Origin of the sequence: Pseudomonas lundensis, assembly GCF_002269125.1 — a bacterium.
In the GTDB taxonomy this organism is placed as follows: Bacteria; Pseudomonadota; Gammaproteobacteria; order Pseudomonadales; family Pseudomonadaceae; genus Aquipseudomonas; species Aquipseudomonas lundensis_A.
The window spans coordinates 26,572-51,280 of record NZ_NQKI01000032.1; the positions used below are offsets into that span (position 1 = coordinate 26,572).

Below are 24,709 nucleotides of genomic sequence, written 5' to 3' on the forward strand. Positions count from 1 at the left end.
ATGAACCAAACATTGATTGAAATACGTGACCTACGCGTCGGGTTTGCCGGGCGTGAAGTGGTACACGGGGTCAACCTCGACATTCGCCGTGGCGAGTGCCTGGCGTTGGTGGGGGAATCGGGCTCGGGTAAATCGGTGACCGCGCATTCAATCCTGCGCCTGCTACCCGGCAAGGACGTGCAGACCCACGGCAGCATCCGCTATGACGGCATCGACCTGGTGAACGCCAGTGACCGGCAACTGCGCGGCTTGCGCGGTAATCGGATCGCGATGATTTTCCAGGAGCCCATGACCTCGCTCAACCCGTTGCACACCATCCACAAGCAAGTCAGCGAAGTACTGATCACCCATAAAGGCCTGAAACCCCGTGCGGCCCGTGCGCGCACCCTTGAGTTGCTGCAACTGGTAGGCATCCGTGACCCCGAACACCGCCTGAATGCCTACCCGCATCAACTCTCGGGGGGGCAGCGCCAGCGGGTGATGATCGCCATGGCCCTGGCCAACGAGCCGGAACTGCTGATTGCAGATGAACCCACCACGGCGCTGGACGTGACAGTGCAGCAGAAAATCCTGGAACTGCTGATCGACCTGCAGCAGCGGCTGGGCATGTCGTTGCTGTTGATCAGCCATGACTTGAACCTGGTGCGCAAAATCGCGCAACGGGTGTGCGTGATGCGCGGGGGCGAAATTGTCGAGCAGGCAACGTGCGATGACCTGTTTGGTGCACCACAGCACCCTTACAGCCGCCTGTTGATCGAAGCCGAGCCCTCAGGTACGCCGGTGCAGAGTGACTACCGGCACAATCTGCTGGAGGTCGATAACCTGCGCGTGTGGTTCCCGTTGCCCAAACCGCTGTTCAGCCGGGAGCGCCTGTACGTCAAAGCGGTGGACGGGGTCAGTTTTGAACTTAAAAAAGGCCGCACGCTCGGTATCGTCGGCGAGTCCGGCTCGGGCAAATCTACGCTGGGGCAAGCCATCCTGCGGCTGGTGGACGCCGAGGGGGATATCCGTTTGGGTAACAAACAGTTGAACCTGCTCAATCAGGATCAACTGCGACCCTTGCGCCGCCAGATGCAGGTCGTCTTCCAGGACCCCTTCGGCAGCCTGAGCCCGCGGATGTCTGTGCAGCAGATCATTGCCGAGGGCCTGCTGGCCCACGGTATCGGCACCGAGGCCGAGCGCGAAGACGCCGTGATTCGGGTATTGCAGGAGGTGGGGCTTGATCCGCAAAGCCGACACCGCTACCCCCACGAGTTCTCGGGCGGGCAACGTCAGCGGATCTCGATTGCCCGCGCCCTGGTCATGGAGCCGGCGCTGATCCTCCTCGACGAACCCACCTCGGCGCTGGACCGCACGGTGCAAAAACAGGTGGTGGACTTGTTGCGCGACCTGCAACGGCGCCATGGCCTGACTTATCTGTTTATCAGCCACGACCTGGCCGTGGTGCATGCGCTGGCCCACGACATGATCGTGATCAAAGAGGGCAAGGTGGTGGAACAAGGCGATGCGCAGACGATCTTTAATGATCCGCAGCACCCGTATACCCAAGCGCTGTTGCAAGCCAGCAGCCTGCGCACGGTGCCACTGGCAACGGGTATACACGCTGTGCCAGTCATGGCTTGAAGTAAGGCAATCCGTCGCCCCGCTGCCGTGCATACACAGGTTCGGCCGGGGCCGGTGCAGCGTCCATTCGTCGCAGAGCGTCTATTTCGCGGGCATGGCTCCATTCCTGGTCTAGTGTTTGCCAGCGGTACCCGCCTGCAAACAATGAACACAGGAGTGATCATGAGCCACCTGCAAGGATGTCTTTGCCCGCAGCACTTGCTGCAAGGGCTGGTAAATCAAGGCCAACGCGATAACCGACTTGAATTGCATCAAGTGTCGGTCATGAGTGCGCTGATGGACGGTGTGTATGAGGGCGAAATGACCTTGGCCGAGCTGTTTGGCAAAGGCGATTTCGGCCTCGGCACGTTTAACGGGCTGGACGGCGAATTGATTGCCTTTGACGGTGAAGCGTTCCAATTGCGCTCGGACGGCTCTGCGCGCCCTGCCACCGGCGATCAAAAAACACCCTACGCCGTGGTGACCTTTTTCGAACCGCAACTGACGTTAAAGGTCGACAGCCCTGTCTCACGTCGAGCGCTGCATCACGACATTGATGAGCAAATCGGGTCAGCAAATGTGTTCTGCGCCATTCGCATCGACGGGCATTTCAACCGCGTTAAAACCCGCACTGTGGTGCGACAGGTGCCCCCTTTTCGGCCCTTTACGGAAGCCGTCAAGCAGCAGCCGATATTCGACTTTTCGCACGCAACAGGCACGCTGGTCGGGTTCCGCTCCCCCGATTTCATCCAGGGAATCGGCGTGGCCGGTTATCACGAACACTTCATCACCGAGCAGCGTCAGGGCGGAGGGCATGTCATCGACTACCACTTGCAGCAGGGTTCGGTTCAGTTCGGGATCATCAGCCGGCTGGTGGTGCACTTCCCCAAAGGTGAAGACTTCAGGCATGCCAATCTGACCCCGGCCTTTCTTGACCGGGATATCCGCAGGGCCGAGCACTAATCGCTGCACCTGCAGTGACCTTGAGGCGCTCGCCTCAAGGTCAGTCGAACGGACCCTTTATATTCATAAATAGAATATACAAATCGTTTTATATTCTTTTTTAAAAGATAAATTTCCTGCAAGACTCTCGTCATAACGATTCCAACTCATGATGAGAACGAAATGAAGAAAATCACTGCCCTCACCGCGTTAACCCTGGCTGTGCTGTCTGGCCTGGCCCACGCTGATCGTCTGGAAGACATCAAAAAATCCGGTGTGCTGCGTGTGGCGTCGTTTGACAGCAACCCGCCCTTCGGTTTTGTGGATGCCAAGAGCAAGCAAATTGAAGGTCTGGACGTGGATTACGCCAAGGCCATTGCCGACAAGCTGGGGGTAAAGTTGCAACTGCAGCCAACCAACCCGGCCAACCGCGTGCCGCTGCTGGTAGCGAACAAGGTCGATCTGGTGCTGGCCAACTTCACCATCACCCCGGAGCGCGCTGAACAGGTGAATTTCAGCATTCCGTATTTCTCGTCCGGTCAGCAGTTCATCGTCAAAAAAGGCACCCTCAAATCCCCGGAGGACCTGAATAAATGGCGTGTTGGCGTCGACAAAGGCACGGTCAATGAGGGTGTACTGCGCGCTAAATACCCGGGGGCCAAAGTGGTCGCTTATGACGACACGCCATTCGCCTTCACGGCATTGCGCAACGGCAACGTACAAGCCATCACCCAGGATGGCCCGAAACTGATTGGCTTGCTGGCCAATGTGCCGGACAAGGATAAGTACGAGGTGCCGCCATTCACCATTTCCAACGACTTGATCGGGGTAGGCATTCCCAAAGGCGAAACCGCGCTGACTGACGTAGTCAACCAAACACTGACCGAGCTTGAAAGCAAAGGCCAGGCGCAAGCCATCTATGACGCCTGGTTCGGCCCGAACACCAAAACCCCGCTGGCCCGTCTGTACAAGATTGGTGACAGGAGCTAGGCCTCGCCGCCGCTTCATCGTGCAACCCGTCGCGGTCAACCGGACGGGTTTGTTTGTTTCTGGATGGACGCTGTTTATGTTCGGTGAACTGCTTGCCCCGCACTACCTGCACTGGCTGCTGGATGGCTTTGTGCTTACGCTGATCTTGTCATTGCTCACCTGCTTGTTCGCCACCGGCCTCGGTTTTTTGCTGTGCCTGGCGCGCATGTCGTCTTCGCGTCTTTGGTCCTGGCCTGCCCGTGCCTACCTTTCGCTGTTTCGCAATACGCCACTGCTGGTGCAGTTGTTTTTCTGGTACTTCGGCGTTACCGCGATGCTGCCCGAAGGGCTGGTGATGTGGCTTAACCAGCCGCGCAGCCTGTCATTGGGTTTATTTGAACTGCAATGGCCATCGTTTGAGTTCATCGCCGGGTTCTGGGGCTTGATGCTCTACACCGCCGCCTTTATCTGTGAGGAGTTTCGTGCCGGCGTCAGTTCGGTGCGCATCGAACAACGGGCCGCCGGTCTGGCCTTGGGATTCACGAACGCGCAGGTATGGCGTTACATCGTATTTCCACAAGCAGTACGCACCGCGCTAGGCCCGCTGCTGGGTCAATACATGAATGCATTGAAAAACTCATCGCTGACCATGGCCATCGGATTGGCCGAGTTGTCCTACGCATCACGTCAGGTTGAAACCGAAACATTCAAGACGTTTCAGGCTTTCGGCTTTGCCACACTCTTGTATGTGGCAAGCATCGCGCTGATTGAAGTCATCGGCCAATGGATTGCCCGCAGCAACTGGTACAAGCAGGGAGTGGTCTGAGCCATGGATTTTTCGGTCATTAGCGACAACCTGTCGTATTTCTTGCTCGGGGCTTACCCCGACGGGCCGTTAGGCGGCGCTGCACTCACGCTGGTGCTAAGCGTATTGTCAGGGGTGATTTCGGCACTCCTTGGACTACTGCTCGGGGTTGCGCTGGTGATGATACGCGGGCGAGGCCGCTGGTTATTACTGGGAGCGCTGGGGTTTCTACGTGCGATTCCCGTGGTCATGCTGATTTTCTGGAGCTACTTTCTGCTGCCCATCCTGTTCAAGGTAGACGTGCCTGCGCTGGCGACCGTGGTGTGTGCGCTGTCGTTGATCGGCGGCGCATATTTGGCGCATTCGGTGTATGCCGGTATCAGCAGTTTGCCGTCCGGACAATGGGCGGCGGGCAAGGCGCTGGGGTTAAGCAAATGGCACGTGTTGCGGTTAATTATCTTGCCGCAGGCCCTGCCAATGATGCTGCCCTCCTTCCTTAACCAGTGGATTTCGCTGATCAAGGACACCTCATTGGCGTACGTGATCGGCGTGGGCGAACTGTCGTTTGTCGCCACTCAGGTCAGCAATCGGGTGATGGTCCACCCGACCGAGATTTTCCTGTTTGTTGCCTTGGTCTACTTCGTACTGTGCAGCAGCCTGGACTGGCTGGCCCAGCGCTGGGTCAAACCCGTTATGCACGCTCACTCTGGAGCAAAATAACGAGGCTTGGCCCGCGCTCAATCCTCACCCCTCAGAGGGGCATCAAGTACTCCTGATTTGCTTGACCCGCCCCTCTACACCTTCTAGAAACGTTTCAAGCGGGAGTTTTTGATGTGCTTGTGTGGAACATTCCCCGGTAAAAAAACGTTCCCTACCGAACGGTTCAAAATTCAGATAACTAAGCCCCTCCTGAAAACCGTCACTGTTCCAAACATCCGCGACTTTTTCGCGGTGTTTATAGCTTGACCTGACGGCAGTGAACACATACCCCGTGTAATCGATACCGTCTTTTACTTTAGAGACCGTTTGAAGTTGCGCATGAAGTTTCCTTAGGTTTTTTACCCCTCCATTGCCGCGCAGTGATGCACTTGGAGTGGACATTGGCCTGGATGCAGTTGTGAGCTTGGCACCTGACCACGTTGATTGTGCCGCGGCCGCTTTTCCTACACGCTCTATCGTTTTTTGCGACGCTGTACTCAACCCTTTTTGAGCCAGTTTCCCCACGACCGCATTCCCCCCGGAAACGACGCCCAAAGCAATGCTTGCATAACTGAATGCTTTAGCCACCGTGGAATCTGGTGCCAACTCATCCAGGACAGCTGACGTGATTGTAATAGCCGTGGAAACAACGTCATAAACCAGGCTGATAATTGACGTTATTGAAAGTCCTACCGTAGGGGCTGCTGCACCAAATGTGAAGACAGTCAGTGCCAAAGCGGCCACTGCCAAACCAATGGCAAGCCCCATCTTTATGCCTTGAAAAGAAGTGATGTGGCCCGTTGGGTCGAGGTAATTGACAGGATCACCCAAACAATAGGCATAGGCATTAAGCCCACCGCCATCAAACACACTCAAACTGTCCGGCGTGTGAAAGCGCATCAGCAACGGGTTATAAGCACGGTACCCATTGCCCAGCAAATAACAACCTGTATAGGGGTCAGGTAATTCACCGTTGAACCCCAACAGTGAACTCATACCATCATCAAGGGGACGCCCCCCGTAGGGCGTATAGGTAACGCGCGCTTCTTCTTTTTTCGAAGCCGCCTGAATTACGCTGCCCTGACTATCTGTACTCAGTAATAAACAGTCATTGCCGTCCGTTTGGGCCACTGCGTGGGCGCCATACCGGACGTAGCTGCGTCGATGCTCACCTTGAAGCTCATTAGTCAAAAAGCCTTCATGGTAAAAAAACTCTTTTATCACCCCTGCTGCCGACCTGCTGCTTTGTATGTTGTCCGACGGGGTATAGCGGTATTCAACCAGCGTGGAGGAAGTGCTTGATGTGCCTGCCGCAACCGAACATAAACACCCAAGCTCGTCATATCCAAGGAGGCGCCCCAACTCATCATTCAGTTGATTTCCGTCGTCATCGTATTCGAACCGTCGGTGCCGCGGGCTGTAGTCAGGATGACTGTGTGTCACCGAACTTAGCTGCGTTCGGTCCAGGTAGTCATAATGAAACGTGGTGATATTTTCACCGCCACGAAAGTGTGTCGTCAGGCGAATAATATTATCCAGCTCATCATGTTCGTATAACTGGGAAATGATCGTGTTACCCCACGCGTCAACGGGCCCCTGAGATCCGCTGCACGCATACCGATTCAAACGGCCACGTTTGTCATACCGAAAAGTTTCATCGCGCAGAACAGTCTCTTGGGAGCGCAAGGTGCGGCGCTGCAGTTTGTCCTCAGACGTAAAGGACTGCTCTATCACCAGCACAGGTGATTCACTTGACGTAAACGTGCGCTGTATTTCCCTCCCGAAATCGTCGTAAATCAAGTCTGTATTCAACCAATACCCCGTATGGGAGTCATTGACACGGAGGCTCTTCAATGCCCCTTGCCGATCGTAACTGTACGTGGTGATGAGCGTATTGGCCTCTATACGTTCAAGACGCCCGAACGGGTCGTAACGATAATGTTGGTGGTTACCCAGCACATCGGTAAAACGCATGACCTTTCCCAATAAGGAATAAGCATGAGACGTTTCAAATTGCTTTTTTTCAATCAGGTATTCTTTACGCTTAAGCCTGCCCGAGGCGTAATAATGGTAATTCTCTTGTGACGAGCGGTTAGAGGCCTGCAGCAATTGACCATGTAACGCGTCCCTGTTAAATCGGGACACCACGTTTGAATTATTCTCAACTGAACGCTCTGCCACTTCACCTTTGAACACAGGGTCCAGGCTAAAGTTGATCACTTTGCCACTTGCACAGGTTTTTCGCGACGGCTCCGCCTGGCCGCGTTCATATTCAAGCTGCTCGGTTCGCCCACCGACAGTTGTTGTACTGACACGCATGAGTGCGTCATAGGTGCGGTGACCCAGCGCATACCCATTTGCTTTGATGGCAACAGGATGATCCCCGGCACTGCGTGGGTCGTATTCGCGCGTCACGACAACGCCATCCGGCAATCGTGACTCTATGACCCGGCCAAACAGATCGTAAGTAAAAGAAGTCGTCAGGCTTTCAGGTGTCACCGTTTTCAGGCAACGACCAAAGCCGTCATAGGTATATAGCGTTATCCCGAGGGAGCGACCTTGCGTGTCGACTCGTTCGATGCTGTTCGGCTTTGCGAAAGCATTTATCACCGTTAATGTCTTGCCGCCTCCCCTCAACCACTGGACCCGGGTCCGGGTAACCGGGTCAAACGTGTCATTCGCAATAGTGCCGTTAGCCTGTATGACCTGAACAGCTTTGCCCCAGTCATCATAAATAAACGTTACCGCCTGAGGTTGTGGGTCCCCGTCAAACCAGTCAGTCGTAATCTCTTGCGTCATTTGCCCCCATTCATTGTATGAAGCACGGTACGTTTCACGTAGCGGCTTGATTGCTCCGGGATAATCGATGTCTTGCTCGTAGACCTCAATTGTTCGTCCCAGACCATCAAGCACCGTAATATGCTCCTGCCCTCTTGAATCTAATAGAACCTGCCGTACGCGCGCAGTCCCCTCCTCGGAACCAGGATACCTATAGGTTCTCGAAACAGTCTTAGCGCCCTGCTTCACCGTCTCCTGCTGTAAACGGCCAAGTCCGTCATAGAGCGTCTCAACCACATGCCCAGCATGGTCGTTAACGTTGACTTCCTGCCCGGTAAAGACATCGCACTCTATGAGTTGCGCATAAAACTGATTACCCACTTCAACGGTCTGGCTGAATCCGACAACCTTCTCGTTGACGGCATAGGCATATGCGTAAGCTGTGGAGTTACCTCCCATGTGTTCAGTTTTAGCACTTGGTTTTCCGTAAAAAGGATGGGCAGTATCGGTGATATAACTGTACGTCGTGCGGACCGTCGGTTGGGCCGCACTGTTTTCATACAGTCCGTCACTGCGCAACACGATAAAGCGCTGGCTATTGTCTCTAAGAGAGGGCAAGTCAAGGTAGGTATGTTCAACGTTAGTGGCTGACGCGTGAACATAATCAGGTGCAGGTATAACGCGTTTGCTTTTCAGGTAGTGAGGCCGCCCTGACGGGCTGGGAGGACAGCCGTTTTCCCCCGCAGCGGCATAATACACGTACACTTCGCGCGCCCCACTGGGACTTATCAGCTCCAGCAAATTACCAAAAGAGTCGTACGATGTGCGGGTAACTTCCGAATATTCACCTGACGCCGGATCGAGGCTGTCGTAATAGGTATTTGTCAGTTTTTTTTGCATCTGAAAAACAGCTGGCTGAGCCGCAAAGTCCTGCTCATCCCTGTCGTGGTACTCAATTTTCTTATGATGTACTTTTGTCCCGACCGTCGTCTGCTCAGCAATCAGTAAATGAAAACGGTTGTAGGTCCTCTCTATCCGTTTGACTTTATTGCCACAAGCCACCGATTCAACAGACGAATAGGTGTAGTCACTGGTATTCCTGTAAAGATAGTCCTCGCTGTCGCTCCATTCGTACCCGGCGCCATTACCGAAATAATTGTGGGCTGAGAATTCAAACCTACGGACCGTTGCAGGTTGCCCGGCGCCCGGGATTATTGTGCAGGATAAGACTGCAGGCATTGCCGCCAGGGGAGCGCCCACCGGCAAGGCATGACCCTCCATGGAATAACTCAGGGTTTCGAGGGCCCCGGCAGGCGTCTGTAAACGTGTGATCAAAAGCGTTTCATTTGCGCCGGGCTGGTAATCAAATACCCAACGTTCTTTTTCCTGCCCGTCGCGTGACCCCATGTAGATCTGACTCAACCAACTGTCACGAATGACAAAGCCAAATTTTCTTCTGTGGTGAGGGTTGTCAGGCCATAAAGTAATCCCGGGCGAACTGTCCCAATTATTATCGCTTTCATAGTCAATTTTCAGTAACCGGTGATGGGCATCACTGAGTTCGCGTAAAACGCGATGCCCTTGGACGATGTCATACGAAAATGAAACATGCCGCCCGTCTGCCGAATAAATACGCGCGGGCAACCATTGGTCATCATCCGGGTCAGGGCGCACTAACTCTTCAACGGTGCCATCTTTGTGTTGAATGATCCATTTATCATCCACAACAGACACATTAAAGGTATCCAGTTTCTTATCCAGCAGTGTGACGTCACGCCCATTTGCATAAGCCTGATAGCTCGCACCCGAGGACAAGGACAGTTTTTGTGTTGTACGGCTGTAAGCACTCATGCGCAAGGACCAACCTGTGCCCAAGCCCAGATTGCGGGAGTCAAATGAGTTAAAGCTAAGGACCAAGGGTATGGCTGGCCCACACAGGTGATTACTGAGCAGATCACTCAACGAAAGACTGCAACTGTAGGCGCCCGTGCGTGGATCAACGCCTGACTGAATAAAACTTGAATAATTAAACGCACCTGAACTCAGTACTTCTTTCTTTTCTACGGGCGTGCTCATACATCAACCTAATAAATAGTAAACGCAACGTGAAAGTTTAGTGATTCAGCATCAAGAGAGCTTTAAGACAGGCGGCGACTGCTCCGAGGCTTTAACCGTGACGGTGTGCGTATTGCCATACATATCCAACACCTCCAAGGTCCATATGTCGTATTCAAACCGGATTTGTGAGTCGCCACCTTTTTTGGCATAACTCATCAGAAGTGTCACTGCACCTGGGTAATTATGGTACTTGGCTTGTGCATGCGGCAGCTCAAACAACACCACATCGTCGAGCCGACTTTCACCCCCCACGTAGGCCGAGGCGTAATACCCCAGGTAATCAGGGTGTTCGCTTTTACACAAATAAACACCTGGATAAACACTGTTCAACTTGATGATGTCTACTTTATGTTGCTCCACGATCAGCGTTAACTGATACACCTCCACTTTTGAAATATGCTTGCTCGCGTAAGGTGTCTTACCGTGGAACCTCAGCTGAAATTGATTCTGTGAATAAACGGCAGGAGGAATGCTGTTAAGCGTCACTCGCCCGTGGGCCTTGATCGCTTCTGAGTAGAAAACAGTCCCGTCAGCGCGGGTAATCGACGCCAACAACGAGATTGAGGTACTCGCATTTGTGCTGACATAAAAATCGCGACTATAGACTTTCGCCCCCAATAACCCACCTGCAATTTGGCCTTGATAGGGAAGCGGCTTGAAAGCGTCATTTCGTTCCAACACATACTGCCAGCCAATTGGATCACCTGGTCTGACCTTGCCGTGCACCAACGGCTGGCCAGTGCCTGCGTCCACCAATTGCAGTGAAGACAGCGCGTATTCATCGAGCGCCACTGTCGCATGGTCTTTATTCTTAACGCGGACAGATACACGAACTTTCAACTGTTGTTGACCGTTCGCATAGAGTGTTGTGCCGCCCTCAGGCATATAAACTTGAAAGTCTGCAATATTTGTCCATGTCACGATGTCGGGCGTTGGGGCCACATCTTCCTGAACAGGGTGCAGCGGGGGGAGACGGTTTGATGCCCGTTTAAAATTCGCGTCCATTCTATTTCCTGCGCTCTTCGAGAAATGTCTTGTGATTTCACCCAGCACTGAGTTCCAAGTGCTTATCGCCACGTAGAACCAGGGGTACTGAAAACCAGTCTAGAGCACAAACACGGGAAACAACTCTGAGGCCTACACGCCTTATATTAAAAATGAACGCAATAAAATTCCGTCAAGCAGCGTTACGCTGCCCGAGCACTTAGAATCAACATAGACACGTGTAGTTACTTTCTTCACAGGTTTCAAAAAGAGCGATGCACTCAGAAAAAAAACATCGGCAACGACTTATCAGGATAAGTCGTTGCCAATAACTGATTAAGACTACAGCTGACCGATCTTATCTTTCATCGCCCTATATTTCCGTCCCAACAGGGAGGGACAGGTTTATCACGCCCAGGCCACTACCCTGAACAGCGCCCACACGGGCGCACAGCCAAACGCCAGCCACACCGCCAGACGCGGTCGATAAGGCAGCAGCATCAGCAAACCGAATCCACTTACTGACAACATGCCAAACCAGCCGATGGGCCCCATAGCCCAGCCCCAGGCACGCCCACAGAAGTAAAAGCTCAGGGCCAGGCTCAACCAGCCCGCCCCGCGTAGCAGTCGCCGCACAGTTGCCGACGGCGCGTGTTGCCACACCTGTTTGTAATGCCGCTCTAACCCCTGACACAAACCGAGCATGCCGATATACGCCAGCGCGAAGGCCGTAAAAAAGTAAGCAGCCATCTCAACTCACCTCGGCCATGGGCGATGTTTTTTTGCGCGGCACCCGCCCGATCGACGGTTGCGCGATTTTCCAGCCAGTCCAGAGCAACAGCGCGCCAATCACCATCGCGACGCCTTCCACGCCCATACGACTGGGCAGCGCCCACGGCTGATTGACGGTCAGCAAACTCAGTATTGGCAGCGTCAGGCACAGCGTGCCCGCGAGGGTCATTTGCTCGCGCCATGCCTGCATGCGCGGCCGGAGCAAGGCGTGCCCCAGGCTCAGTGCCCAGACGCCAAAGAACACATTCAGTTCGGCATCCGCACGGTCCGCCATGCCCACCGGCAGCAGGCGATTGCCCCACAGCAGGCTGATGCAGGCCAGGCTCAAGCCCGCCATGACGGTCACATTGAGTGCTTCGACCCCGCGGTAAAGCACCTGTGCCACGCGGTTTTCAGTGGCGTACTTGCGTCGACGCTTGACGGTAAAAAGCACCAGTCCACTGGCGATCATGGCGCTGCTGATCAACCCGCAGATGAAGTACAACCAGCGCATCGGATAGCCGCCGAACTGGGCAAAGTGCATTCCTGAAATGACCCGATGGGTCAACACGCTGGGGCGCATTTCAGTGGGCCCGGACAGCTGCTCGCCGGTGACGCCGTCAAAGCGCATGCCCTGCCCTTTAGCCAGTGCAATCCGGTTGCCCAGCAACGGCCGAATCATGATTTGCGCGTTGCTCTGGCCGGGGTTGGAAATGCTGACCCCGCCCAGCGGCCCCATCACCTCGCGCGCCTTGCTCAAAAGCGGCGCCAACGCCACCAACGGAGCGGGTTCGGCGGTGGCCGGATGTTGCACGTCAAGGACAACGGGCGCTGGATTCTGCGCCTTGAAAAACGCCTCGCGATTGCCGTCGAACAACGCGTCCATGGCCGCAGGCATGTAAATCACCAAAAAAATCGCCAGCCCGCTGTAAGTAATCATCAGGTGGAACGGCAGCAGCAACACCGCGCTGGCGTTATGCGCATCCAGCCATGAACGCTGCCCTTTGGCAGGTCGGAACGTGAAGAACTCCTTGAAGAATTTTTTGTGGATCACAATGCCGCTGACCAACGCTGCGAGCATGCCCATGGCCATCGCGCCCACCAGGTAAATGCCGAACATGCCCGGCATGTGCAAGGTGAAGTGAAAGAAGAAAAAGAACAGGCCGCCCGCGGTTTCGCGCACGGGTATTACCGCGCCAGTGTTCGGATCGAGGGTCACTGACACGCCGTCGCGGCGCCCGCCGGTCGAGGCTTGCAGGGCTGGCGTGCGCTCGCCGGGCAGGCTGATGCCCCACTGTTTGGCATCGGCTTTGTGTTCACGCAAATAGCCCAGCGCACGCTCGGCCGCCTGTTCGTCGCTCACGTGATGGGCAGGCAGTTCGGGTTGCATCCAGTTGTCGATTTCCTGATCGAACACCGCGAGGCTGCCGGTCAGGAAAATCACAAACAACAGCCAGCCCACGATCAGGCCGCCCCAGGTGTGCAGCCACGCCATGGACTGAGTCAGGGTCTGTTTCATGCCAGTCGCTCCATCCACTGCGGCCAAAAACCAATGGCCGCCAATGGCAGCGCCAGCACCGCCCCCATCCACGCCGACCAGAGATGGCGGGCAGCAAAAGCCCAGAGGATGGCGAAGGTGTAGATCACAAAAGACAGCAGGCTGGCGACGATCAGTGCGTCCACGTTGTCCAGCGGCAACACACGCGCCAGGGCTGCGGTAAAGGCATAGGTAAAAGCATAACCGCCCACCCAGGCCGCCAGTGTGCGAGACAGAATCGGCACCCAGGCCGAGGATACGGGTTTCATAGCGTTCAATCCTTCGTTCAGCGCCGGCCACGGTTTTGCCAGTGCCAGATGCAACAACGGCGCGGCGCCCGTGGATACGGGTGTCGCGCCTGTAAAGACCGGCATTGCCGGGGTGGCAATGCACAGTCACTCAGGTCATCAGAACGAGGTGGTCACCGAGGCGAAGTAGGCGCGGCCCGCTTCGTTGTAGGTTTGCGCTCCCGCTTCGTCCGAATTGCCCTTGCGGTACAGTTGCTTGTCGAACAGGTTGTTGATGCCGAGTCGCACGCTGAGGTTTTTGTTGAACTCGTAACCGCCGCTCAGGCCCACCAGACCATACGGGTCTACGGATTGCTGCACCGACTTATCGAGCTCTTCGTTGGCACGGTTATTACGTTTTGGCGCTTCTTGCTTGCCGTAGTAAGTCCCGCTGACCTGGAACGACAGTTTCTCGGTGGCGTACCAGTCCAGGGTGGTGTTGACCGTGTACTTGGGAATGATGCTCAGTGGATCGCCGGTTTCCTTGTCTTTGCTCTCGATCATGTAGGTCAGGTTGGTGTTCCAGTCCAGATCGTCGCGCAGGGTCACGAACAGGTTGCCCTCGATCCCCTGCACGATGGCTTTGCCGCTGTTATCCCACTGGTAGACACGTCGGCCATTGGGCAAGCGGTAGGCGGCTTCGTTACTGGCGTTGATCTTGTTCTGATAATCGTTGCGGAAATACGTACCGCTGGTGCGCCATGTCCCTTTATCAAACGCCAGACCAATCTCTTTGTTGACGCTGATTTCGGGTTTGAGGTCCGGGTTACCGACGAGGTAGCAACCGCCGATGTTCACTTCAACCGAGCTGCAACCTGCGCCGCGGCTGTACAGCAGGTAGTTGGGGTTGGACTGGTAAAGGTTAGGGGTTTTGTAGGCACGGGCGATGCCACCTTTGACGCTCAGTTCATCGGTGATTTGATGCGACGCGTTCAGGCTCGGGCTCCAGTTGCCGCCGAACGCGTTGTGATGATCGAAACGCACCCCCGGCGTGATGATGGTTTTGGCACCCGCTTCGATGTTGTCTTCCACATAAAACGCGTAGCTGTTGGCCGTGGACTTGGTTTGCGTGCGGTCCTGACCCGGGATGCCCGGTGTACCGTCTGAACCCGGATCCCAGCTCTGTGGACGCAACGAACCCGGGTCATTCAGGGATTCGTACAAGTATTCGCCGCCCAGTGTCAGCACTTGCTCGGTCCATGCATTGAGCGGCAGGTTCACTTCGCCGGTGGCGCGGGTATTGCGCAAGCGCGATTCGAAGCGCCCCGCACTTTGCGAAGGGGCTCCTTCGCCGTAACCGGCAAGGCCCTCGTTCAGGCGTGCGTTGCGGGTCAGGTCATGGCTCAGCGACGCCTTGGTCGAGCCCCAGTCGAACGAGCCATTGTGGGTCGCCGAGAAGGTGCTGCGTTGCAGAACGCTGGTTTCCTTGCCGGTCAGACTGTTTACGAAATCGCCGCCGCTGTTGAGCATGGTGTCGCCAGCAAAGATGTTGCCCTGACGGCTGTAACTGGCTTCGAGGTCCAGCGATTGCTCCGGGGTGAACTGCCAGCTGAGCAAGCCGTTGATGTCTTTGTTGCGCACGCCTTCACGGCCCGCCACTACGCTGTCCGGCGACGCCTGCTCGGCCGTGTTGATGCCCGCGTCGTCAGCGTCGGTTTTATTCGCACCGCCGTACACGCGAAACACCAGGTCGTCAGTGATCGGCCCGCTGAGGTTGAAGTTGGTGCGCTTGCTGATGCCTTCGGCGTCGTCTTCCGGTGCCAGGTAGTAGGCAGTCAACGAACCTTTGAGTGTGTCGCTCGGCCGTTTGGTGATGATGTTCACCACCCCGCCCATGGCCCCCGAGCCATAGCGAGCGGCGGCGGGGCCGCGCAGGATCTCGATGCGTTCGACCTCTTCGGCAGGCACCCAGTTGGTTTCGCCCCGGGTATCGCGGTCGCCGCTCCAGCCATAACGCACAGCGTTGCGCGAGGACGAAGGCTTGCCGTCGATCAGGATCAGGGTGTTCTCCGGGCCCATGCCCCGCAGGTCGATCTGGCGATTGTTGCCCCGGCTGCCACTGGTGCTGTTACCCGTCAGGTTGACTCCTGGTTCGCGGCGCATGATTTCTGACAGGTCGTTGGCCGGTGGACGTTTTTTGATGTCTTCAGCGGTGATGATCGAAACCCCCGGCGCTTGCTTGAGTTCCTGCGCGGCGGTGCCCAGAACGCGGGTTTCTTCAAGCTCCAGTGCCTGCGAGGTGCCGTCGACCGGCAGGTCCGCGCCTTGAACGGGAACCTCGTCACGCTCACGTTCCAGCGTATCGGCCAGCAACGTGGGTGAAGCCAGTGCAGCAATAAAGGCGAGCGAAATCTGACTGCGTTTGAATCGAGACGACATGTCCAGTTGATCCCTTAACAATGGAGTGTGCTCAGCAGGCGCACGACTGCAAGCGTCTGCGCCGGGCTCCAAAGGACCCTGCAACGCTTGCGCGCCATGGCACTGCAAGGGTCGCAATAATAATCACTCTCAAATGAGAGTAAAGCGCAACGGACAATAAACCTCATTAATCAGTTCCGTATCCCGCGTTTTTTTCAGCTTTTTCACGCGCGAAAAAGGTTGCCAAACCCCGGCAACCCTGAGAAAACCAGCGCCCAGAAGGCTCTACAGCAGCTTTTCTTAAATTTGTTACTTTTTGTGTAGAAGATTGGCTTTTAAAAAAAAAGCTCCCCAAGACACTTCTTGAGAACCATCAATGAACCCTGAACTCCTCATCACGGACCTGCAAACCGGCGACGGTAAGGCCGCAGTCAAAGGCGCCCTGATTACCACCCACTACACCGGCTGGCTTAAAGATGGCACGGTGTTTGACTCTTCCCATGAGCGCGGCAAGCCGTTCCAGTGCGTGATCGGCACTGGCCGGGTGATCAAAGGCTGGGATATTGGCCTGATGGGGATGCAGGTCGGTGGCAAACGCAAGCTGCAGGTGCCCGCGCATCTGGCCTATGGTGAAAGAAGCATGGGCGCGCACATCACGCCGAACTCTGACCTCACCTTTGAGATCGAACTGCTGCAGGTGCTGACGCGAGACGATTGAGCGCATCAGTGCATTTTGAGGATTTTCCGGGAGTTGCCTGTCAGTGAACCGTTTTAGCCTGTTTGTTTTCTCGTGTGTGTCCGTGGCCGTACTCGGCGGTTGTAGCAGCCAGGACACCCGTACTGGCCCGGTGCTGACGCCTGAGCAAACCCGTGCGCGGATCGTGCAACTGTTGCCGGCCACGGTGTCTGATCGTCAGGGTTGGGCCGCTGATATTCAGGTCGCTTTGGTGGCGCAGGATCTCCCTGCGTCCGACGAGAACCTCTGCTCGGTACTGGCCGTCACCGAGCAGGAGTCCACATTTCAAGCAGACCCGCCCGTGCCGGGGCTCGCAAAAATTGCCCGCACTGAAATCAACCGTCGTGCCAGCAAGTTGCATATCCCGGAATTCTTGGTACGCAGCGCGCTGAACCTCACATCGCCGACCGGCAAAACCTATAACCAACGTCTGGACGCAGCCCGCACCGAAGGCCAGTTAAGTGCCATTTTCGATGACTTTATCGGCATGGTGCCCATGGGCAAAACGCTGTTTGGCAGCCTGAACCCGGTACACACTGGCGGCCCGATGCAAGTGAGCATCGCGTTTGCCGAACAACGGGCGAAGGATTATCCCTACGAGGTGGCTCACTCGATCCGACAGGAAGTGTTTACCCGGCGCGGGGGCATGTATTTCGGTATCGCTCATTTGTTGGGCTACCCGGCAGATTACTCACAGTCGCTGTACCGTTTTGCTGACTTCAACGCGGGCTGGTACGCCAGTCGCAACGCGGCTTTTCAGAACGCGGTGAATCAGGTTTCCGGTATCCCGCTGGCACTGGATGGCGACTTGACCATTCCCGGTTCTTACGCAGTAGGCTCTACCGAGCGTGCCGTGCGAGCGCTGGGCAAACTACTGGGCATGAGTGACAACGCCATTCGGCGTCAGCTCGAAAAAGGCGACAGCCTGGCCTTCGATGAGACCGAACTCTACCGTAAGGTGTTCGCGCTGGCCGATCGCCAACAAGGCAAACCGTTGCCCCGTGCCGTGTTACCGGGCATCACCCTTAAAAGTCCGAAAATCACGCGCAACCTGACCACCGCCTGGTTTGCCCAACGCGTGGATGAACGGCGTCAACGCTGCATGAATCGCGCGGGCTCGGTGCCGATCCGATAGCCCCCTTACACTGTGTACTGTTTGAACAGTTCTTCCTTGATGATCAACAGCGCATCCTCGTAATAGCGTTCGCCCCGCGCTTCGCTGAGCAACACCGATCGTACGCTGCCCTCGCCTACGTCGGGGGTGTGTTCACAGGTCAAGTAAAACTCGGCGGTCTCGGGCTTGAATTCCAGGTAATAAAACAGTTCTCGACCCTCGCGGTGCCAATAGCCTATTTCTCTGCGCATGGGGTTCTCATATACGGGATGTCAGGAGGTAAACGCTGCAGCGCGACACTCAACTGCTGAATGCTGGGGGCTGCGCTCAGGCTGATTCGCACTGCGTTCAAGGGCGCTGATTTAACCGTAAATACCTGTGAAGGCACCACCTCAATCCCCGCCATGCGAAACGTCTGCACCAGCGGTTCTGCCTCGGCGGGGGCTTGTAACCAAATATGCGGCGAGGCCATGTGCGTCTGGTACATCCCTCGCCCCATGAGGTGTTTTGCCATCCGCCAACGATGTCCAACCTCCCGGATTTGCCAGTCGAGGCGCTCTCGGGCAATGCCTTCACCGATCCAGTGGCAGGCAATCGCCAGCGTCAGGGGTGAAAGCCCCCAATGTGCCGCCTGGGCATGGGGGTCAATGCGCGCCAGTACCTGTGGGCGGGCCGCGATCCAGCCCAGTCGCAAACCCGCGCCGACCGTTTTGGACAGGCTGGTGATCAGCACGCCAAGCTCGGGCAAGAACTGGCACAGCGGCGGGCTGTCGGTCAGGGCGCCATAGACATCATCTTCGATCACTTGCACGCCATGGCGCCGGGCAATCTGCGCAATGATCTGCTTGCGTTCCACACTCATGACCGCTGACGTCGGGTTCTGCAAAGTGGGTGTGAGCACTGCAATGTGCGCCCCCGTGGCGCGAATCATGCGGTCGAAATCGTCCGGCATGATGCCTTGTTCGTCCAGTGCGACGCCGTGCAGGGGCAGCCGCAGTTGCGCACAGGCGGCCTTGATGCCGGGGGCGGTCAACGCTTCAACCAACACCGGTTCACCTGCCTGACACAGTGACAACAGCACGGTGAATAACCCCTGCTGCGCGCCGGTACACAACATGATGTGATCGACCGGCAGTTCCAGCCCCCGCCCGCGCAACCAGGCTGCACCTTGCGCCCTGGCCTGCAGCAAGTCGGCCGCACTGACATAGTGTTGCAGGCGACTGGCCTGTCGGGTGTCAAGCAACCAGCTCAGCGCCTGCGCGTCGCGCTCGGTGTGCAGGTCGATGGCAGGCAGGTTGGTTCGCAGGTCAAGGCGCGAGGGCAGATCCTCAACCTGTTGCAGCTTGAATAATGTGGCCTCCTGACTGCTGGCCAGTACGTAAGTGCCGCGCCCCACTTCTCCCGACACCAGATGCCGACGCGCCGCCTCGCGATAGGCTTGCATCGTGGTGCTCGGGTTCCAGCCCAACGCCCAGGCCAGACGGCGCTGTGGCGGCAAGCGTTCGCCGGGTTGCAACTCACCACAGGCAATGGCACGGGTGATTGCATCGACCAACGCCAAATAGCGCGGCTCTTGTGTCTGGTTGAGGGTCGGCATCCACATTTATTGTTGGCCATGCAATATAAGAATCGGCCCATACAATGTGCCGTGCTTAGAATCGAGTCAAACCCTCGATCACGGTACCTCCAATGTTTGACTTGAATAGCCTGCGTCTCGCCGCCCACGATATCCACCAGACCCTGGCACCCACGCCACAACTGGCGTGGCCTTTATTGGCCGAGCGCTTGGGCGCGCAGGTGTGGGTCAAACATGAAAATCACACCCCGACCGGCGCTTTCAAAGTGCGCGGCGGGTTGATCTACGTCCAAGGCTTGATCCAGCGCGAACCCCACACGCGAGGCCTGGTGACCGCCACGCGCGGTAACCACGGGCAAAGCCTGGCACTGGCTGCGCGCCGCATGGGGCTGGCGATCAGCATTGTGGTGCCGGTCGGTAATTCGTCCGAAAAAAACGCTGCGATGCGGGCACTGGGGGCGCATGTGATCGAGTTTGGCAACGACTTTGACGAGGCCCGAGCCGAAGCAGCCCTGCTTGCACAATCCCATGGGCATCATCTGGTGCCCGCGTTCCATCCTGACCTGATCCGCGGGGTCGCCACCTATGCACTGGAACTGTTTGAAGCAGTGAGCGACTTGCACACGGTGTATGTGCCTATTGGCATGGGTTCGGGTATTTGCGGGTTGATCCAGGCCCGCGACCTGCTGGGCCTCAAGACCGAAATCGTGGGCGTTGTGTCGCGGCATGCCGATGCGTTTGCCCAGAGTCTTGAGCAAGGTCGCGTAGTGAGCACAGAAACCGCCCATACCTTCGCCGACGGCCTGGCCTGCCGCCAGCCTATGCCGCAAGCGCTGGCCATGATTGCGCAGGGCGCTGCGCGAGTGATTCGGGTCTCAGACCGTGAAATTGCCCACGCCATGCGGGTCTATCATGAAACCACGCACAACACCGCCGAAGGTGCAGGCGCTGCGGCGCTGGCCGGTTTGATCCAGGAACAGCCCCAGCAGCAGGGACGCCGAGTGGCGGTGATTTTGAGCGGTGCCAATATTGATCGGCAGCTGTATGCCGGCATTCTGGCCGAAGGGTTCGACGACTGAGGTCACAACAAGGAAGCGCCATGACTTGCACGATTCGACGCGCCACCCCCGCAGAGGCACCCGCCATCAGCCAACTGATTATCACGACGTTGCGTGTTTCCAACGCCGGTGATTACTCGCCGCAGGTCATCGCGCAGGTGGAGCAGCACTTCGCCCCGCCCTCAATTCTTCAGCTCATGCAACAGCGCCAGGTGTACGTCGCCCATGCCGAACAGCAACTGATCGGCACCGCCAGCCTGGATGGCGCCGTGGTGCGAAGTGTATTTGTGGACCCCGACTGGCAAGGACGCGGCGTAGGACAAGCATTAATGGCGCAGCTCGTTGCGCTGGCGCGCGCGGCACACCTGAGCGCATTGCAGGTCCCGGCCTCGGTCACGGCCGAGTCGTTCTATTCCCGGCTGGGCTTTGAAAAAGTGCGCGACCAGTACCATGGCGAAGAACGCACCATCGTCATGAACCTGCCGCTGAACGAGTCATCACCGGTTAACTAAAATTTCATCCCCTGCGACAAATTGTCTTTATTTGTGCCGGAAACAGGCTCAGAATAAAAACTGTACTGTACAGTACCATTCTAAAACCTAAACCCGCAGCGCTTCTAAGGCCTTGGCTGCCGGTTGCCGGGATCACCGTAATGAAAAACGCTAAACAAGAGGCGCCTGCCTCTAAAGGAAGACACCTGATACTGGGCATCTTCGGACTGTTGCTGGCCCTCAGCGGGCTGTTTCTGGCAGTTGCAGGGACGCGACTGATGGCACTGGGAGGGTCCTGGTACTACCTGCTCGCCGGGCTCGGCATGCTTGGATCGGGTGTGCTGTATATCCGCCGCAAACCCGCCGCCACTGCGGTCATGGCCATTGTGTTTGTCGCCACCGTTATCTGGTCACTGTGGGAAGTCGGCTTCACGTTCTGGGCGATGGTGCCGCGGCTGGCGCCGTTCTTGGTCATGGGTCTGTTGGCGTGTTTGCTGCACCCCTGGCTCACACAGGGTCGCCAGCGTGCTGCCAGCTATAGCGCCAGTGCAGTGTTTGCCGCCTTGCTGGCCGTGGGTGCCAATGCCCTCTTCACCCCGCACGGTGTGATCGAAGGCACGCCGCTACCGGTTGCCCAACTGGCTGCTGACACCCCGCAAGAACGTGTCGTGGACTGGAGCCACTACGGTAGCAACCCGGCGGGCACCCGCTACACGGCACTGAATCAGATCACCAAAGACAATGTCGATCAGTTGCAAGTGGCGTGGACCTATCGCACCGGTGAAGTCGCCGAAGGCGCGTCTGAATACCAGAACACGCCGATCCAGGTCGGCAACACCGTCTACACCTGCACACCTACCAGCAAAGTCATCGCGCTGGATGCGGATTCCGGTGAACAACGCTGGATGTTCGACCCCAAGCCGCACAACATCAAAACCTGGAACCGCTGCCGGGGCGTGAGCTATTACGAGCCTGCCAAGGTTGAACACCCGTTGGTGTTTGCCGACCTGAAGCCCGCTGCTCCCCCGCAAGACGGCGTATGTGCCAGGCGCATTGTGCAAGTGACCATGGATGCCCAGTTGCTGGAAATCGATGCCCAAACCGGTAAACCGTGCGAGGCCTTTGGTGACAAAGGCGCCGTGGACCTGACCCAGGGCTTGGGCAAGGTCATGGAAAACGTGCCGTATTACGCCTACACCTCAGCCCCGACCGTTTCGCGCAACCTGATTATCTTGGGCGGCTGGGTCTTTGACGGGCGTTCGACCGATGAACCGTCCGGCGTGGTTCGGGCGTTCAGTGCCGACACGGGTGAACTGGTCTGGGCCTGGGACCTGGGCAATCCGGCCATCACCAAATTGCCGCCTGAAGGTCAAACCTACACCCGCAGCACACCAAACATGTGGTCCAGCCCGGCATTCGATGACGAACTGGGTCTGGTGTACCTGCCCACGGGTAACCAGCAACCGGATTTCTGGGGCGGCGCACGCCCCGAATTGACCGAGAAATACTCGTCTGCCGTGGTTGCGCTGGACATGGCCACCGGCCGCGAACGCTGGACGTTCCAGACCGCGCATCACGACATCTGGGACTATGACCTAGCGGCCCAACCGGCCCTGTATGACGTACCGGACGGTAAAGGCGGCAAGATTCCGGCGCTGATCCAACTGACCAAGCGCGGGCAGATTTTCATGCTCGACCGCCGCACGGGTCAGCCGATTGCCGAGGTCATCGAAAAAGCGGTGCCACAGGACCATGCGGCTGGCGACTGGGTTGCCAAAACCCAACCTTACTCAGTCGGCATGCCCACCTTCGGCGCAGCACCGCTGACCGAGAAAGACATGTGGGGCGCGACCTTCTTCGATCAATTGATGTGCCGCATCGACTTCAAGAAGCTCAACTACCACGGCGAGTTCACCGCACCGAGCACCGAAGACACATTGATCTACCCAGGCTACTACGGGGGCTTTAACTGGGGCGGCGCGGCGATTGACGAGAAAAACGGTTACCTGTTCGTCAATGACATTCGCATCCCGCAGGTGGTCAAACTGGTGCCGCGTGAAGGTGTCGACCTCTCCCACCTCAAATCCGGACATGGCGTCGGCAGCACCTACCCCATGGACGGCACGCCGTTCGTGATTGACCACAAAAGCTTCAACTCGCCCTTGGGTATTCCGTGCCAGAGCCCGCCGTGGGGCGTGTTTGCTGCGGTAGACCTGAAGACACGCAAACAGGTCTGGGAGCGCCCGGCCGGTACCGTTGAAGACGCGGTCATCCATGGTGTGCGCGCCAACTTGCCGATTCCACTGGGCATGCCGACCTTGGGGGGCGGCGCCATCACGGGCTCCGGAATCGTGTTCTACGCCGGTACACAGGATTACTACCTGCGTGCCATGGACATGGCCACCGGCAAAGAGCTGTGGAAGGGCCGCTTGCCGGTGGGAGGCCAAGCCACGCCGATGACCTATCGCTCACCTGAGACCGGGCGTCAATATGTGGTGATCGTCGCAGGTGGCGCGCGTCAGTCTCCAGATCGCGGGGATTACGTGATAGCGTACGCGCTTCCCGACAAAGAGTAGTTCCCATGCCGCAGGTGCACCGTTCCCCGACTTCAACCCCGACCCGGAGTGAGGACCGACGGCGCAACCTGCTGATCACGGCAAGCGAACTGTTTTTGCAGCAGGGCTACGATGGCCTCAGCATGGACGCCATCGTCGCCGCTGCAGGCGGCTCGAAGGCCACGATTTACCGGTATTTCGGCAGCAAGCAAGAGCTGCTGGTGGCCGTGGTCGAGTACCTGTGCGAAGACTTCATCATGGACCTCAAGCAACTCGACACCTCGGGTGTCGAGTTGACGCGCGGTCTGGAAATGATCCTTGAACAGTTGGTGGCAGTGGTCACCAGCCCTCGTCATGTCAGCTTCTACCGTCTGGTGGTCAATGGCTCGGCCCATGTCTCGCAAGTGGGGCAAACCTGGTACGAGCACGGCCCCAAATTTTGGCACCAGTTGATCGCCAACCTGCTCGAAGAGCAGCGCCAAAGGGGGGTGATCGCCACCGACGCATCTACCAGCGAATTGCCCGCCATCTTGTTCGATGCCTTGTTCTCTCACCTGACGACCCGCACCGTGATGCTGGGCCAAACGTGTACCGCCAACGCATTCCAGCCCATGATTCAGGAGCTGATTGGCCTGGTAATGCGGCGCCTGCAAACCGCTTGAACACTGCGCGGCGGGCACGGCGGCAAATTGCGGGCAATCTGGCTATGCTCTAGCCCATGACCCCATCCGTACCCATCCGACCTGCCTGCCCGCCCGGCGTTTGCATCTGCGAGCGTGACACTTTGCTGGCCCGCGCCGATGCCGACCTGCGGATTTTCAAATTAACCCGTCAGGCTGAAAAAGAGCTGCTGCAACGGCTGGAAAACATTCAAGACCTCAACGAGCTTCAACACTTGCAACGGCGCATGCACGAGCAACTGGGCATCCGGCTCGACATAGAGCCGGGTTTTAATGAAGTGCGCACCATGCGCGGTATTGCCATCCGCTTGGCCGATCAGCCTGGCCTGTGCCGCAAAACCCGTCAGGCAATTCCCGCCGCCATACGGCGAGCGCTGGAGAAACGTCCAGAAATTGCCTATCGCCTGCTCGACGGCCACGACCTGTTGCGCGATACCTGAATCGGAATGCGATACCCGGCGCCCAAATCCCGATTTTTTGAAATTACCTGAAGAATTCGCTTGCCTTGACCAGAGGCCTGAAATATAAGCCCGTGTTTCACATCAATAGAGTCACACCATGAGCACCGGATTCACCGAGGACGAAATGCGCAGAGCGCTCGGCCTTGATACCCCCACGCCCGCCGCGGCCCCCCAGCCTGTACCTGAAG

The 24,709-nt window shown here is 57.1% G+C and carries 20 protein-coding genes; 12 read left to right on the forward strand and 8 right to left on the reverse strand.

The window, feature by feature from the left end; all coding sequences use genetic code 11:
- The 5 genes from CJF39_RS17620 to CJF39_RS17640 all read left to right on the forward strand — a co-directional run bounded on the left by CJF39_RS17620 (position 1) and on the right by CJF39_RS17640 (position 5,038).
- A complete protein-coding gene (locus CJF39_RS17620) occupies positions 1-1,623 on the forward strand; it encodes an ABC transporter ATP-binding protein (protein ID WP_094994592.1) in 1,623 nt (540 codons plus the stop codon).
- A 162-nt stretch (positions 1,624-1,785) separates the two neighbouring features.
- On the forward strand, positions 1,786-2,565 hold the full coding sequence (gene budA / locus CJF39_RS17625) for an acetolactate decarboxylase (protein WP_094994593.1): 780 nt from the start codon (positions 1,786-1,788) through the stop codon (positions 2,563-2,565).
- 162 nt (positions 2,566-2,727) lie between these two features.
- Positions 2,728-3,534 (forward strand): ABC transporter substrate-binding protein, encoded by an 807-nt coding sequence (locus CJF39_RS17630; RefSeq protein ID WP_094994594.1) that lies wholly within the window; start codon positions 2,728-2,730, stop codon positions 3,532-3,534.
- A gap of 76 nt (positions 3,535-3,610) precedes the next feature.
- Positions 3,611-4,339: an amino acid ABC transporter permease gene (locus CJF39_RS17635; protein ID WP_094994595.1), complete on the forward strand. Its 729-nt coding sequence runs from the start codon at positions 3,611-3,613 to the stop codon at positions 4,337-4,339.
- A 3-nt stretch (positions 4,340-4,342) separates the two neighbouring features.
- Positions 4,343-5,038 carry an amino acid ABC transporter permease gene (locus tag CJF39_RS17640; RefSeq protein ID WP_094994596.1) on the forward strand — a complete coding sequence of 232 codons (696 nt, stop codon included), beginning with the start codon at positions 4,343-4,345 and terminating at the stop codon, positions 5,036-5,038.
- 42 nt (positions 5,039-5,080) lie between these two features.
- Here CJF39_RS17640 and CJF39_RS17645 read toward each other — a convergent pair whose 3' ends face one another.
- The 6 genes from CJF39_RS17645 to CJF39_RS17670 form a co-directional block, all read right to left on the reverse strand.
- Positions 5,081-9,871 (reverse strand): RHS repeat domain-containing protein, encoded by a 4,791-nt coding sequence (locus CJF39_RS17645; RefSeq protein ID WP_094994597.1) that lies wholly within the window; start codon positions 9,869-9,871, stop codon positions 5,081-5,083.
- A 51-nt stretch (positions 9,872-9,922) separates the two neighbouring features.
- Positions 9,923-10,918 (reverse strand): hypothetical protein, encoded by a 996-nt coding sequence (locus tag CJF39_RS17650; RefSeq protein WP_094994598.1) that lies wholly within the window; start codon positions 10,916-10,918, stop codon positions 9,923-9,925.
- 387 nt (positions 10,919-11,305) lie between these two features.
- The gene (locus CJF39_RS17655) at positions 11,306-11,647 is read right to left on the reverse strand and encodes a DUF3325 domain-containing protein (RefSeq protein WP_094994599.1); all 342 of its coding nucleotides are present in this window, start codon (positions 11,645-11,647) and stop codon (positions 11,306-11,308) included.
- A 1-nt stretch (position 11,648) separates the two neighbouring features.
- Positions 11,649-13,187, reverse strand: coding sequence for a PepSY-associated TM helix domain-containing protein (locus CJF39_RS17660; protein WP_094994600.1), 1,539 nt, complete (start codon positions 13,185-13,187; stop codon positions 11,649-11,651).
- Positions 13,184-13,474 carry an iron transporter gene (locus CJF39_RS17665; protein WP_094994610.1) on the reverse strand — a complete coding sequence of 97 codons (291 nt, stop codon included), beginning with the start codon at positions 13,472-13,474 and terminating at the stop codon, positions 13,184-13,186. The genes CJF39_RS17660 and CJF39_RS17665 overlap by 4 nt, the downstream gene beginning before the upstream one ends.
- Before the next feature lie 138 nt (positions 13,475-13,612).
- Positions 13,613-15,871, reverse strand: coding sequence for a FepA family TonB-dependent siderophore receptor (locus CJF39_RS17670; protein ID WP_094994601.1), 2,259 nt, complete (start codon positions 15,869-15,871; stop codon positions 13,613-13,615).
- Between the two features lie 355 nt (positions 15,872-16,226).
- Here CJF39_RS17670 and CJF39_RS17675 point away from each other — a divergent pair, with 355 nt between their 5' ends.
- Together CJF39_RS17675 and CJF39_RS17680 are read left to right on the forward strand one after the other, a co-directional pair.
- Positions 16,227-16,568: an FKBP-type peptidyl-prolyl cis-trans isomerase gene (locus CJF39_RS17675; RefSeq protein ID WP_094994602.1), complete on the forward strand. Its 342-nt coding sequence runs from the start codon at positions 16,227-16,229 to the stop codon at positions 16,566-16,568.
- A 43-nt stretch (positions 16,569-16,611) separates the two neighbouring features.
- Positions 16,612-17,721, forward strand: coding sequence for a DUF1615 domain-containing protein (locus CJF39_RS17680; RefSeq protein WP_141232202.1), 1,110 nt, complete (start codon positions 16,612-16,614; stop codon positions 17,719-17,721).
- A 5-nt stretch (positions 17,722-17,726) separates the two neighbouring features.
- Here the strand turns inward: CJF39_RS17680 and CJF39_RS17685 are convergent, their stop codons facing one another.
- Positions 17,727-17,951: a hypothetical protein gene (locus CJF39_RS17685; RefSeq protein WP_094994603.1), complete on the reverse strand. Its 225-nt coding sequence runs from the start codon at positions 17,949-17,951 to the stop codon at positions 17,727-17,729.
- Entirely contained in the window at positions 17,936-19,303 is a 1,368-nt protein-coding gene (locus tag CJF39_RS17690) for a PLP-dependent aminotransferase family protein (protein ID WP_094994604.1), read from the reverse strand. The genes CJF39_RS17685 and CJF39_RS17690 overlap by 16 nt, the downstream gene beginning before the upstream one ends.
- Before the next feature lie 86 nt (positions 19,304-19,389).
- On the opposite strand from CJF39_RS17690, the gene CJF39_RS17695 reads away from it, so the two are divergent.
- The 5 genes from CJF39_RS17695 to CJF39_RS17715 all read left to right on the forward strand — a co-directional run bounded on the left by CJF39_RS17695 (position 19,390) and on the right by CJF39_RS17715 (position 24,500).
- Positions 19,390-20,355, forward strand: a complete 966-nt coding sequence (locus CJF39_RS17695; protein WP_094994605.1) for a threonine dehydratase — start codon at positions 19,390-19,392, stop codon at positions 20,353-20,355.
- 20 nt (positions 20,356-20,375) lie between these two features.
- The gene (locus CJF39_RS17700) at positions 20,376-20,846 is read left to right on the forward strand and encodes a GNAT family N-acetyltransferase (protein WP_094994606.1); all 471 of its coding nucleotides are present in this window, start codon (positions 20,376-20,378) and stop codon (positions 20,844-20,846) included.
- 140 nt (positions 20,847-20,986) lie between these two features.
- A complete protein-coding gene (locus tag CJF39_RS17705; protein ID WP_094994607.1) occupies positions 20,987-23,401 on the forward strand; it encodes a membrane-bound PQQ-dependent dehydrogenase, glucose/quinate/shikimate family in 2,415 nt (804 codons plus the stop codon).
- A gap of 5 nt (positions 23,402-23,406) precedes the next feature.
- Positions 23,407-24,042, forward strand: a complete 636-nt coding sequence (locus CJF39_RS17710) for a TetR/AcrR family transcriptional regulator (protein ID WP_094994608.1) — start codon at positions 23,407-23,409, stop codon at positions 24,040-24,042.
- A gap of 56 nt (positions 24,043-24,098) precedes the next feature.
- Positions 24,099-24,500: a hypothetical protein gene (locus CJF39_RS17715; RefSeq protein WP_094994609.1), complete on the forward strand. Its 402-nt coding sequence runs from the start codon at positions 24,099-24,101 to the stop codon at positions 24,498-24,500.
- Positions 24,501-24,709 lie beyond the last annotated feature (209 nt).